The 14,573-nt window shown below is 72.7% G+C and carries 2 protein-coding genes; both read right to left on the minus strand.

From position 1 onward, the window contains the following. Window positions 1–5,619: type I polyketide synthase (locus JK363_RS40340; RefSeq protein ID WP_201883313.1), on the minus strand; the 5,619-nt coding region annotated here is incomplete at its 3' end. Between the two features lie 93 nt (window positions 5,620–5,712). Then, the coding region (locus JK363_RS40345) for a type I polyketide synthase (protein ID WP_201883314.1) at window positions 5,713–14,573 on the minus strand (8,861 nt) is incomplete at its 5' end.

The following is a 14,573-nucleotide window of genomic DNA, read 5'->3' on the forward strand; positions in this document are numbered from 1 at the left end:
GTTGACGGCCGAGCCACGGACCACGGCCAGCACCTGGTGGCCGTTGCGCTCGGCGTCCGACAGCCGCTCCAGCAGCAGTACGCCGATGCCCTCGGCGAGGCCCATGCCGTCGGCCCCCGCCGCGAACGCCTTGCAGCGGCCGTCGGCGGCGAGCCCTCGCTGCCGGCTGAAGGCGATGAACGCACTGGGGTTGGGCATGACCGCGACACCGCCCGCGAGGGCCAGCGTGCACTCGCCCTGCCGCAGCGACTGCACCGCCAGGTGCAGGGCGACCAGCGACGACGAACACGCCGTGTCCACCGTCACCGCGGGACCCTCGAACCCGAAGGAGTAGGCGACGCGGCCGGTCACGACGCTGGCCGCGTTGCCCGTCATCAGATGGCCTTCGGAGCCCGCGGGTGCCTCATGCACGCGCGGCCCGTACTCCTGGTAGTTGTTGCCGATGAAGACGCCGGTGCGGCTGCCGCGCAGGGACAGCGCGGGCACGCCGAGGCGTTCGAAGGCCTCCCAGGACGTTTCCAGCAGCAGCCGCTGCTGGGGGTCCATCGCGGCCGCCTCACGCGGCGAGATCCCGAAGAAGGCGGGGTCGAACTCGGCGGCGTCGTAGAGGAAGCCGCCCTCGCGCACGTAGGTCTTGCCCGGGGCGTCGGGGTCGGGGTCGTAGATGCCCTCGATGTCCCAGCCGCGGTCGGTGGGCAGTCCGCCGATCGCGTCCCCGTCGGACATGATCAGCTGCCACAACTCCTCCGGGGATGTCACTCCACCGGGGTAGCGGCAGCTCATCGCGACGATCGCGACGGGGTCGTCGTCGGTCGCGGTCGACCCGGGCGCCACGGTACCGGTCAGCAGCGCGGCGTCCGCGCCGGCGGCCGTCGCCGCCCCGCCGCCGAAGAGCTGCTCCAGGATGTAGTCGCCGAGTACGGCGCTGCTGGGGTAGTCGAAGATCAGGGTGGCGGGCAGCCGCAGCCCCGTGGTCGTGTTCAGGCGGTTGCGCAGCTCCACCGCCGTCAGGGAGTCGAATCCGAGGTCTTTGAAGGCGCGTTCGGAGTCGAGAGTGTCCGGGGTGGCGTGCCCCAGGACGGCCGCCACCTGCTCGTGCACGAGGTCGAGGACGGCGTGTCCGCGCTCGCCGGGTGTCAGGACCGCCAGCCGCTGCCGGAGCGGCGAGGCCGCGTCGGCGTCGGGGCCGGCGGCGTCCCGGGGAATGGCGGCGCTCTCCTGCTGGATGCGCCGCGCCTCGGGAAGCTCTGCCAGCAGCGGGCTGGGGCGGGCGGAGGTGAAGACCGGGATGAAGCTCTCCCAGTCGATGTCGGCGATCGCCAGGTGTGTCTGGTCGTGGTCGAGTGTCTGCTGGAGCGCGGCGATGCCGAGGTCGACGTCCATGAACCGCAGGCCGCGACGCCGGAGTTGGTCCAAGTCGAGGGCCTCGGGCGCGTTGTCGCCGACCGCGTCCCACACGCCCCAGGCCACCGATGTAGCGGTCAGACCGTTCGCCCGGCGGCGTTCGGCGAGCGCGTCGAGGTAGGCGTTGGCCGCCGCGTACGCGCCGTGGTCGCCGACGCCCCAGACGGACGAGACGGACGAGAACAGGACGAACGCGTCGAGCGGGGTGTCGCCCAGCAGCGCGTCGAGGTGCGCCGCGCCCGCGGCCTTGGCGTTCATGACGTCGGCGAACTCGGCCGCCGTCGTCTCGGCCAGCGACGCCAGGTCGATGTAGGCGGCGCCGTGGATGACGGCGGTGAGGGGGCAGTCCTCCGGAACGGACGCGAGGACGCCCGCCACCGCGTCGCGGTCCGCGACGTCGCAGGCGGTGATGGTGACCCGGGTGCCGAGCGCGGCGAGTTCGGCGATCAGGGCGTCCGCGCCGGGCGCGGCGGGCCCGCGGCGGCTCGTCAGGATCAGGTGTTCGGCCCCGTTGCGGGCCAGCCACAGCGCGAGCTGGGTGCCGAGGGCGCCGGTTCCGCCGGTGACGAGGACCGTGCCCCGGGGCTTCCAGGTACGGCCGGGACGACTGTCGCCCAGCGGCGCGGGCTCCAGCCGGCGCAGCATGACCCCGGCGGCGCGGACGGCCACCTGGTCCTCGGCGTCGGCGCCCGTCAGGACGCCCGCGAGCTGCGTGCGAGCCCGCCCGTCCAGGGTGGCGGGCAGGTCGACCAGGCCGCCCCAGCTGTCCGGGTACTCCACGGCGGCGACCCGGCCCATGCCCCACACCGTGGCCTGTGCCGGGCCGGCCAGCGGGTCGGCGCTGCCGGTGGACACCGCGCCCCGCGTGGCACACCACAGTCGCGCGCCGGTGTCGAGGTCGCCCAGGGCCTGGATCAGGCTCAGGGTGAGCACCAGGCCGGTGGTGGTGACGGGGTGCTCCGGGTACGGGGTCTCGTCCAGCGCCAGCAGCGACAGGACGCCGGCCGGCGTGTGGTCCGCGGTGACCTCACTCAGCCGCCGCGCCAGTACGGCGCGGTCCGCGTCGTTCACGTCCAGGGCGAGGGGCATGACGTCGGCGCCGTGCTCCTCGAGCGCCCGCCGTACGTCCGCCACCAGCGGGTCGGCGCCGCACGCGTCCGGGGTGACGAGGAGCCACGTCCCCGCGAGAGAGGGCGCCGCCGTGCCGGTCGTACGACGCCACACGGCGCGGTAGCGCCACGCGTCCACGGTCGACTCGGAACGCCGCTGCCGGCGCCACTGCGCGAGGGCGGGCAGGACGGCGTCGAGCGACTCCTGCTGTTCGATGGACTCGACACTGAGTGTGGCCGCCAGCGCTTCGCCGTCCTGCCGCTCGACCGCGTCCCAGAAGATCGCGTCCGTACGGTCACCGGTCGCCAGGCCGTGCCCGAGGGGGCCGGTCTTCGTGGCCTCCAGCCAGTAACGCTGGTGCTGGAAGGCGTACGTCGGCAGCTCGACTCGACGAGCACCCGTACCCTCGAACAACGCCGCCCAGTCGACCGACGCCCCACCGCCGAACGCCTCCGCCACCGACGCGACGAACCGCTCCAGACCGCCCTCGTCACGACGCAGCGAACCCACCACCGTCACAGGCGAGTTCCCGTGCTCCTCGGCCGTCTGCTCCACACCCATCGTCAGCACCGGGTGCGCACTGGACTCCACGAACACACGGAAACCGTCATCCAGCAGAGCACGCACGGTGTCGGCGAAACGGACCGTCCGGCGCAGATTGCGGTACCAGTAGCCCGCATCCAGACCAGAGGTGTCCAGCACACCGGCGGTCACCGTCGAATAGAAGGGAACAGAAGCCGCCCGGGGAGCGACGTCCGCCAGCTCCCGCAGGAGGACACGCTCGATCTCCTCCACATGAGCGCAGTGCGAGGCGTAATCCACCGCGATACGGCGAGCCCGCACACCATCCGCCTCACACGCGGCCAACAGCTCGTCCAACGCGTCCGCGTCACCCGAAACAACAACCACGGCCGGGCCGTTGACCGCCGCAACCGCCAGACGACCCTCCCAAGCCGCCAGCCGCTCCTGAACCGCCTCGACGCCGAGGGAGACGGACACCATGCCCCCGCGCCCGGACAGCGCCCGAATCGCCTTGCTCCGCAGCGCCACCACCTTCGCCGCATCCCCGAGCGACAACGCACCAGCCACAGCCGCAGCGGCAATCTCACCCTGCGAATGACCGATCACCGCAGCCGGCTCGACACCATACGACCGCCACACCTCGGCCAACGACACCATCGCAGCCCACAACACCGGCTGCACAACATCGACCTGCTCCAGCCGGCCCACACTGTCCATGTCCCGCAAGATGTCGGTCAGCGACCAGTCCACGAACGGCCCCAACGCAGCCGCACACTCACCAATCCGCTGAGCGAACACCGGCGAGGAATCCAGCAGTTCAGCCGCCATCCCCAGCCACTGCGAACCCTGACCAGGGAACACGAAGGCGACCCCGGTGCCGCGTCGCACGGTGCCCTCGATCAGAGCGGGGGTGGCGCGGCCGGCGACGTACGACTGGAGTTCCCGTATCGCGGCCGTGCGGTCGGGGGCCAGGACAACGGCGCGGTGGTCGAAGGCGGTCCGGGTGGTGGCGAGGGAGAGGGCGATGTCGGTGCCGGTCGCCTCGGGGTGGGCTTCGGCGTGCTCCAGGAGGCGTGCGGCCTGGGCGCGCAGTGCTGTCACGGACTTCGCCGACAGCACCCAGGGGACGGCCGGCAGGGCCCTCGGTGCCTGGGCGGCCGGTGTGGCCAGGGTGTCCTCGTCGGTGTCGGCCCGCGGGGCGGGGGGTTCTTCGACGATGGCATGGGCGTTGGTTCCGCTGATGCCGAAGGAGGACACGCCGAACCGGCGCGGTTCCTCGCCCTCGGGCCACGGGGTGGTCTCGGTCAGCAGCTCAACAGCGCCCGCCGACCAGTCCACGTGGGGCGAGGGCTGGTCCACGTGCAGGGTGCGCGGGAGCACGCCGTGCCGCATGGCCAGCACCATCTTCATCAGGCCGGCCACGCCTGCCGCGGCCTGGGTGTGCCCGATGTTGGACTTGACGGAGCCGAGCAGCAGCGGCTTGTCGGCGGGGCGCTCGCGGCCGTAGGTGGCCAGCAGCGCCTGCGCCTCGATGGGGTCGCCGAGCTTCGTGCCGGTGCCGTGGGCCTCGACGGCCGCGATCTGGGCGGGGGTCAGTTCGGCGTCCGCCAGGGCGGCGCGGATCACACGCTGCTGGGAGGGACCGTTGGGGGCGGACAGTCCGCTGCTGGCGCCGTCCTGGTTGATGGCCGTACCGCGGACGACCGCCAGGACGGGGTGCCCATTGCGGCGGGCGTCGGAGAGGCACTCCAGGAGGAGCATGCCCGCACCCTCGGCGGGGGCGAAGCCGTCGGCCGCGGCGGCGAAGGGCTTGCAGCGGCCGTCGGGGGCGAGTCCACGCTGGCGGCTGAAGCCGATGAAGGTTCCGGGGGTGGCCATGACGGTGACGCCGCCGGCGAGGGCGAGGGAGCACTCGCCGCGGCGCAGGGCCTGCACGGCGAGGTGCAGGGCGACCAGGGAGGAGGAGCAGGCGGTGTCCACCGTGACGGCGGGGCCCTCCAGGCCGAGGGTGTAGGCGACACGGCCGGACACCACGCTGATGGCGCTGCCGGTCACGAGGTGGCCCTCGACGCCGTCGCGGGCCTCGTGGACGCGCGGGCCGTAGTCGGGTGCGACGGCGCCGGCGAAGACGCCGGCCTGGCTGCCCTTGAGGGAGGTCGGGTCGATGCCCGCGCGCTCGATGGCCTCCCAGGCGGTCTCCAGCAGCAGCCGCTGCTGCGGGTCCATCGCCGTCGCCTCACGGGGCGAGATGCCGAAGAAGTCGGCGTCGAAGTCGCCCGCCTCGGCGAGGAAGCCGCCCTCGCGGGCGTACGTGGTGCCCGGCCGGTCGGGGTCGGGGTCGTAGACGGCGTCGCTGTCCCAGCCGCGGTCGGCGGGGAACGGCGTGATCGCGTCCTCCTCGCCGCTCACCAGGCGCCACAGGTCCTCGGGGGTGCGGACGCCCCCGGGGAAGCGGCAGCCCATCCCCACGATCGCGATCGGCTCGTGGGCCGCCGCCTCCACCTCCTGCAGGCGGTTGCGGGTCTGATGCAAATCGGCCGTGACCCGCCGGAGATAGCCGAGGAGCTTTTCTTGTTCCGACATCAGGACCTCACGAGCTTGGGAGCTGGGTGTACAGCGGGAAGGACAGGAGGCGGCGCGGGGCGGCCGTGGTGGGCGCGGGAGTGGTCAAGCGGATCAGGACTCCCCCGCGGAGCCGAACTCCTGGTCGATGAAGGCGAAGAGTTCGTCCGCGTCCGCGGTCTCCAGCTGGTCGGCGACGGCCGGGGCGCCGGGCTCGGCGGCGCCGGACGCCGGGGCGGCCTCCTCCGGTGTTCCGTCGCCCCAGGCGGAGACGGTGGACAGGAGATCCCGGAGCCGGCCGGTGACCAGCTCGCGTGCCCCCGCGTCGGTGCCGGCGGCCGACTCGCGCAGCGCGGCCTCCAGCCGGTCGAGTTCGGCGGTGAGGGCAGCGTCCGGCACCCCGGCTGCCGGGGCGGGCGCGAACTCCTCGTCGAGGAGTCCGGCGAGTGCCTCGGGGGTCGGGTAGTCGAAGATCAGCGTGGCCGGCAGCCGCAGCCCCGTGGCCGCGTTGAGCCGGTTGCGCAGTTCGACGGCGGTGAGTGAGTCGAAGCCGAGTTCGAGGAAGCCCCGGTCGGCGACGATGGACACTGCGGAGCCGTGGCCGAGCACGGTGGCGCCGTGCTCCTGGACCAGCCGCAGCAGCGTCCGCCGCCGCTCCGGCGCGGCGAGCCCGGCCAGCCGCTGCGCCGGCGACGGCTCGTCGGAGCGCCGCGGTTCCTGGACGCGGGACCGCCGGGCCGGTACGGGGCGCCGTACGATGCCGCGCAGCACGGCGGGCGGCGGGGTGGCGCCCTGGGCAGCCTCGGCGACCAGCGCGCCGGTGTCCAGCCGGGCGGGCACCACGAGGGCCTCCGCCAGGCCGCCCGCCGCGTCGAGGAGCGCCAGGCCCTCCTCGGAGGAGAAGGGCAGCAGGCCGCTGCGGGTCATGCGGGACAGGTCCGCCTGGTTCAGGTGGCCGGTCATTCCGGTGCGCTGGGCCCACAGACCCCAGGCCAGGGACGTCGCGGGCAGACCCTGCGCGTGACGGTGCTGGGCGAGGGCGTCCAGGAAGGTGTTGGCCGCGGCGTAGTTCGCCTGGCCCGCGGAGCCGAAGACGCCGGCGGTCGAGGAGAAGAGGGCGAACAAGGTGAGGTCGAAGCGCTGGGTGAGCTGGTGGAGGTGCCATGCCGCCTCCGCCTTGGCGCGCAGTACGGCATCGAGGCGCTCCGGCGTCAGGGACGCCACCGTGGCGTCGTCCAGGACGCCCGCCGCATGCACCACGCCGGTCAGACCGCGCCCGTCCGGCAGGCCGGAAAGCAGCTCCGACAGCGCGTCGCGGTCGGCGACGTCGCAGGCGGCGATCCGCACCGTGGCGCCCAGGGCGGCCAGTTCCTCCCGGAGTTCCGGCATGTCCTCGGCGGCCGGGCCACGCCGACTGACCAGCAGCAGGCTGCGCACCCCGTGCCGCTGCACCAGGTGCCGGGCGACGAGCCGGCCGAGGCTGCCCGCGGCGCCCGTGACCAGCACGGTGCCGTCGGGCTCCGGCGCGGCGGCGGGAACGCTGAGCACCAGCTTGCCGATGTGGCGGGCCTGGCTCATGAACCGGAAGGCCTCCGGCGCGCGGCGTACGTCCCACACGCGGGTGGGCAGCAGCCGCAGCCGGCCGCGCGCGAAGAGGTCGAGGACCTCGGCCAACATCTCGCCGATCCGCTCGGGACCGGCCTCACCCAGGTCGAAGGCCCGGTAGCCGACCCCCGGGTGGGCCGCCGCCACGGCGTCGGCCTCCCGCACGTCCGTCTTGCCCATCTCCACGAACCGCCCGCCGGCCCGGAGCAGGCCGAGCGAGGCGTCCACGAACTCCCCGGCCAGGGAGTTGAGGACGACGTCCACCCCGCCCGCGCTATCGCCGAACCGGCCTGCGAACTCCAGCGAGCGCGAGGACGCCAGGTGCGCGTCGTCGACGCCCAGCGCCCGCAGCACGTCCCACTTGGCGGGGCTCGCGGTGGCGAACACCTCGACGTCCCAGGCCCGGGCGAGTTGCACCGCCGCCATGCCGACCCCGCCCGCGGCGGAGTGCACCAGCAGGGACTCGCCGGTGCGTACGCCGGCCAGCTCGCGCAGCGCGTACAGCGCGGTCACGTACACGATGGGGACCGACGCGGCCTCGGTGAACGACCAGCCGTCCGGCACACGGGCCAGCGTCCGCCGGTCCGCCACGACCAGCGGTCCGAACCCGCCGGACCAGATGCCCATCACCCGGTCGCCGACCGCGAAGGACGAAACCCCGGGTCCGGTGGCCACAACGACGCCCGCTCCCTCGCCGCCCATCAGGGCAGCGTCGGGGTACATCCCCAGGGCGAGGAGCACGTCGCGGAAGTTCAGTCCGGTGGCCCGTACGGCGATCCGTACGTCGTGCTCGCCGAGTTCCCGGGTCGCGTCCGCTGCCTCCCGCAGCCGCAGGCCCTCCAGCGTCCCGTCCTCGGACGCCGTCAGCCGCCAGGCCGGTACGCCGTTCTCGGGCACCAGCACCCCGTCGGCGACACCGCCGGCCAGCCGCGGCACGCGCACCCGCCCGTGCCGGAGGGCCAGTTGGGGTTCCCCGGTCAGCACCGCCTCGTGCAGAGCGGCGAGCGACTCGTCGGTGTCGTCCACGTCCAGCAGGACGAACCGGTCCGGCTGCTCGGCCTGCGCCGACCGCACCAGACCCCACACGGCGGCGGCCGGCAGGTCGGTCACGTCCTCACCGGGCACGGCCGACAGCGCGCCCCGGGTCACCAGGACCAGCCGTGCCCGGTCGAGACCGTCGGTGGCCAGCCACGCCTGTACCAGTTCCAGAGTCCGATGCGTCACCCCCCGCGTCGCCGCCACGACGTCGTCCTCGACGCCCGACACGACACCGGCGAAGACCAGCTCGGGTGTGCGAGAGCCGGAGACCGACTGCTCCGCGAGATCAGCCAGGTCGGTGTACTCCTGCGGGGCCCGGCCGGCCGTCTTGAGCGCGCCGGCCAGCTCCAAAGCATCGGATCCGACGACAGCACAGTCGCCGTCCGCGCCCAGCGTGCCGGTTTCGCTACCGGGCGCCTCGGTCCAGTCCACCCGGTACAGCGCCTCGTTCACCCCGCCCGGCGCTGACGCCGCGACCTGGTCGGCCGTGACCGCCCGCGTCACCAGCGCGTCCGCGCTCGCGACCGGCGTGCCCGCCGTGTCGGCGACCAGCACCGACATCCCGTCGGCCCCGGCCGGCGTCAGCCGCACGCGCAGCGTCGAGGCACCCGTCGCGTACAGCGACACCCCACGCCACACGAACGGCAGACGGATCGCGCCGGAGTCCCGCTCCGTGTCCGTCAGCCAGGCGTGCAGCGCCGAGTCCAGCAGTGCGGGGTGCAGGCCGAAGCGGTCCACGTCGGCTCGCTGTTCCTCGGCAAGAGCGACTTCGGCGAACACCTCGTCGCCACGCCGCCAGGCCGCGTTCAGGCCACGGAACGCCGGCCCGTAGACCAGGCTCGTGTCGGCCAACTGTTCGTAGAGCCCGTCGAGTTCCACCTCCTGCGCACCCACGGGCGGCCACACACTCAGTTCCGCGCCCGGCACAGATCCTTCGTCTCCGGAGCCGAGCACACCGGAGGCATGCCGCGTCCACGTCCCGTCGGAGGTGCCGTCCCGGCGCGAGTACACACCGAGTTCCCGCCGTTCGCCGTCCGCCGGACCGTCCAGCACGACCTGCACCTGTACGCCGCCCTCCTCGGGCAGCGCCAGCGGCGCCTCCAGGGTCAGTTCCTCCAGCCGGTCGCAGCCGACCGCGTCCCCGGCACGGAGCGCCAGCTCCACGAACGCCGTCCCGGGGAGCAGGGGCGTGCCCTGCACCGCGTGGTCGGCCAGCCAGGGGTGTGTGCGCAGTGACAGCCGGCCCGTCAGCAGCGCCCCGTCCGACGCGGGCAGCGTGACGGCCGCACCGAGCAACGGGTGGTCGGCGGAGGAGAGACCGGCCGACGTGACATCGGCCGGGGTGGCGGGTTCCGACTCCAGCCAGTAGCACTGGTGCTGGAAGGCGTAGGTGGGCAGGTCGACGCGGGTGGCGCCGGTCCCCGCGAAGACACCGGCCCAATCGACACTCGCGCCACCGACGAACGCCTCGGCGGCCGAGGTCAGGAAGCGGAGCAATCCGCCCTCGTTCCGGCGCAGCGAACCGACCGCCGTGACAGGGGTGTTGATGTGGGTCTCGGCGGTCTGCTCGATGCCCATCGTCAACACCGGGTGCGCACTGGACTCCACGAACAGACGGAAACCGTCATCCAGCAGAGCACGCACGGTGTCGGCGAAACGGACCGTCCGACGCAGATTGCGGTACCAGTAGCCCGCGTCCAGAGCGGCAGTGTCCAGCACCTCAGCGGTCACGGTCGAATAGAAGGGGACATGCGCCGCCTGAGGGGCAATGTCCGCCAAGTCGCGCAGAAGGACGTCCTCGATCTCCTCCACATGAGCGCAGTGCGAGGCGTAATCCACGGCGATACGACGAGCCCGCACACCATCCGCCTCACAGCTCGTGAGGAGTTCGTCCAGGGCGTCCGCCTCGCCGGAAACGACCACCACAGCAGGTCCGTTGACCGCCGCAACCGCCAGACGACCGCCCCAGGCGGTCAGCCGCTCCTGGACCGCCTCGACGCCGAGGGAGACAGACACCATCCCGCCAAGCCCGGACAGCGCCCGAATCGCCTTGCTCCGCAGCGCCACCACCTTCGCCGCATCCTGCAACGACAACGCGCCGGCCACAGCGGCAGCGGCGATCTCACCCTGCGAGTGACCGATCACCGCGGCCGGCTCGACACCATACGACCGCCACACCTCGGCCAACGACACCATCACAGCCCACAACACCGGCTGGACGACATCGACCTGCTCCAGCCAACCCTCGCCGTCGCTGTCGCGAAGAATGTCGGTCAGCGACCAGTCCACGAACGGCGCCAACGCAGCCGCACACTCACCGATCCGCTCCGCGAACACCGTTGAGGAAGCGAGGAGTTCCGCTGCCATGCCGACCCACTGCGAACCCTGACCGGGGAACACGAACACCGTCTGGCCACGTGAACCGGCCACGCCCCGCACCACACCGGGCAGTACACGTCCGTCGGCCAACGCGCCCAGGCCGTCCACAAGTCCGTCCCGGTCTGCCGCGAGGACCACGGACCGGTGCTCGAACACCGACCGAGTGGTCGCGAGCGACAACCCGACGTCCACGGGCGACAACTCGGCCCCGTCAAGCACGAACGCGCTCAGTCGCTCGGCCTGGGCCTCCAGCGCACTGTCCGAGCGGCCCGAGACCACCCACGGCACCACCACAGGCGGCTCGACATCCGCAGCCGGCCCCTCCTCCGGAAGCGAATCCGGTGCCTGTTCGAGTACGGCGTGGGCATTGGTCCCGCTCATGCCGAACGAGGAGACGGCCGCGCGTCGGGGCCGCCCCGTCTCGGGCCAGGCCACGTCCTCCGTCAGCAGCCGCACCGCTCCCTCGGACCAGTCGACGTGCGGTGTGGGTTCGTCCAGGTGGAGCGTGCGCGGCAGTACGCCGTGCTGCATGCCCAGGACCATCTTGATCACACCGGCGACACCGGCCGCGGCCTGCGTGTGCCCGATGTTCGACTTCACCGAGCCCAGCCACAGCGGCCGGTTCTCGGGCCGGTCCTGCCCGTACGTCGCGATCAGCGCCTGTGCCTCGATGGGGTCGCCGAGCTTGGTACCCGTGCCGTGCGCCTCGACCACGTCCACCTCGGTGGCCGGGACCTGGGCGTTCGCCAACGCGGCCCGGATCACCCGCTGTTGGGAGGGGCCGTTGGGCGCCGTGAGACCGTTGCTCGCGCCGTCCTGGTTGATGGCCGTCCCCCGGACGACGGCCAGCACCTGGTGCCCGTTGCGGCGAGCGTCGGACAGCCGCTCCAGCAGGAGGACGCCGACGCCCTCGGCCGGTCCGAAACCGTCGGCGGCGGCGGAGAACGGCTTGCAGCGGCCGTCGGGTGCCAGTCCGCGCTGGCGGCTGAAGCCGACGAAGGTCCACGGCGTGGACATGATCGCCGAACCGCCGGCCAGGGCCATCGGGCACTCGCCCTGCCGCAGCGACTGCACGGCCAGATGCAGGGCCACCAGCGACGAGGAGCACGCCGTATCCACGGCCACGGCGGGCCCTTCGAAGCCGAGGACGTACGCGAGGCGGCCGGAAGTGACGCTGAGAGCGTTTCCGGTGACGAGGTAGCCCTCGACGCCGCTCGACGGGTCGTGGCTGCCCGTGCCGTAGCCGTGTGAGCCGCCGCCCATGAAGACACCGGTCTGGCTACCCCGCAGGGCAGCCGGGTCGATGCCCGCGCGTTCGAACGCCTCCCAGCCCGTCTCCAGCAGCAGCCGCTGCTGCGGGTCCATGGCCAGGGCCTCGCGCGGTGAGATGCCGAAGAACGCCGGGTCGAAGCCGCCCGCGTCGGAGACGAAGCCGCCGTGACGCGCGTAGGTCTTCCCTGGGGCGTCGGGGTCGGGGTCGTACAGCCCCTCCGCGTCCCAGCCACGGTCCTCGGGGAACCCGGAGATCGCGTCGCGGCCCTCGGTCAGCAGTGCCCACAGCTCCTCGGGCGACCGCACACCGCCGGGGAAGCGGCAGCTCATCCCGACGATGGCGATGGGTTCCTGGTCCGACACGGCCCGGCGGGCAGGCGCGGCGGGGGCGGGGGCGGGGGCGTCGTCCTGGCGGCCGAGGAGTTCGGCGTGCAGGTATTCCGCGAGGGCGACCGGAGTCGGGTGATCGAAGACGAGGGTGGCCGGCAGCCGGTGCCCGGTGGCGGTGTTGAGCCGGTTGCGCAGCTGGACAGCGGTGAGGGAGTCGAAGCCGTGGTCCTTGAAGGTGAGTTCGGGCGCGACCCCGTCCGGGGTGGCGTGCCCGAGAACGCCGGCGGCCTGTTCCTGCACCAGCCGCAGCAGCATACGCTGCCGCTCCGCCTCGCCCGCGCGCAGCAGGCTCCGCCGCAGGGACGACTCCTCGGTGTCCGAGGCCGCCTGGGCCAGCGCGCGCCGGGTCACGGTGCTCCGGCCCGGTTCGTCGGCCGCCGTACGGGTGGCGAGGTCGGCCACCGCCGACAGCTGCTCCTGCGACACCGGGCGCGTCACCAGGGCATCCGCGGTCGCGACCGGCAAGCCCGCCGCATCGGCGACCAGGACCGACATCCCGTCGGCCCCGGCCGGCGCCAGCCGCACGCGCAGCGTCGAGGCACCCGTCGCGTACAGCGACACCCCACGCCACACGAACGGCAGCCGCGTGCCCTCCAGGACACCACCATCCGTGTCCAGCGGACCCAGGCCCGCCTGCAACGCGGTGTCCAGCAGCACGGGGTGGATTCCGTACCGGGCCACGTCCGCTCGGTCCGCCTCCGGCAGCGCCACCTCGGCGAACACCTCGTCACCGCGCCGCCAGGCCGCGTTCAGCCCCTGGAACGCCGACCCGTACGCGACTCCGGTCCGCGCCAGCCGCTCATAGAAGCCGGCGAGCTCGACCGCGTGAGCGCCCGCGGGCGGCCACACGCTCAATTCTCCCTCCGGCGCGGAGGTTTCGGCTGCGGAGACCAGAACACCGGAGGCATACCGGGTCCAGGGACCATCCACGGTGTCCTCGTTACGGGCGTACACCTCGACGGAGCGCGCCCCGCTCCCGCCGGGCCCGCCGACAGTCACCTGAACCTGTACGGCACCGCGCTCCGACAGCGCGAGCGGCGCCTCCAGCATCAGCTCCTCCACGCGGTCGCAGCCCACGGTCTCAGCCGCCCGCAACGCCAACTCCACGAAGACGGAGGCCGCAAGCAACGGCGTGCCCTGCACCGCGTGCTCGGCCAGCCAGGGGTGCGTACGCAGTGACAACCGTCCCGTCAGCAGCGCCCCGTCGGACGCGGGCAGCGTGACGGCAGCGCCGAGCAAGGGGTGATCGGCGGAGGAGAGACCGGCCGACGTGACATCGCCCTGGCGGGCGGCGGACGCTTCGATCCAGTAGTGCTGCTCTTGGAAGGCGTAGGTGGGCAGGTCGACGCGGGTGGCGCCGGTCCCTGCGAAGACACCGGCCCAATCGACACTCGCGCCACCGACGAACGCCTCGGCGGCCGACGTCAGGAAGCGGAGCAATCCGCCCTCGTTCCGGCGCAGCGAACCGACCGCCGTGACAGGGGTGTTGATGTGAGTCTCGGCGGTCTGCTCGATGCCCATCATCAACACCGGGTGCGCACTGGACTCCACGAACAGACGGAAACCATCGTCGAGCAGGGCACACACAGTCTCGGCGAAACGGACCGTCCGACGCAGATTGCGGTACCAGTAGCCCGCATCCAGACCAGAGGTGTCCAGCACCTCAGCGGTCACGGTCGAATAGAAGGGGACATGCGCCGCCTGAGGGGCAATGTCCGCCAGGTCGCGCAGAAGGACCTCCTCGACCTCCTCCACATGAGCGCAATGCGAGGCATAGTCCACGGCGATACGGCGAGCCCGCACACCATCCGCCTCACAGCTCGTGAGGAGTTCGTCCAGGGCGTCCGCGTCGCCGGAAACGACCACCACAGCAGGGCCGTTGACCGCCGCAACCGCCAGACGACCGCCCCAGGCCGTCAGACGCTCCTGGACCGCCTCGACGCCGAGGGAGACGGACACCATCCCGCCAAGCCCGGACAGCGCCCGAATCGCCTTGCTCCGCAGCGCCACCACCTTCGCCGCATCCCCGAGCGCCAACGCACCAGCCACAGCCGCAGCGGCAATCTCACCCTGCGAGTGACCGATCACCGCAGCCGGCTCGACACCATACGACCGCCACACCTCGGCCAACGACACCATCACAGCCCACAACACCGGCTGCACGACATCGACCTGCTCCAGCCAACCCTCGCCGTCGCTGTCGCGAAGAATGTCAGTCAGCGACCAGTCCACAAACGGCGCCAACGCAGCCGCACACTCACCGATCCGCTCCGCGAACACCGGCGACGAGT

Origin of the sequence: Streptomyces coffeae (assembly GCF_016741875.1) — a bacterium.
GTDB lineage: Bacteria > Actinomycetota > Actinomycetes > Streptomycetales > Streptomycetaceae > Streptomyces > Streptomyces coffeae.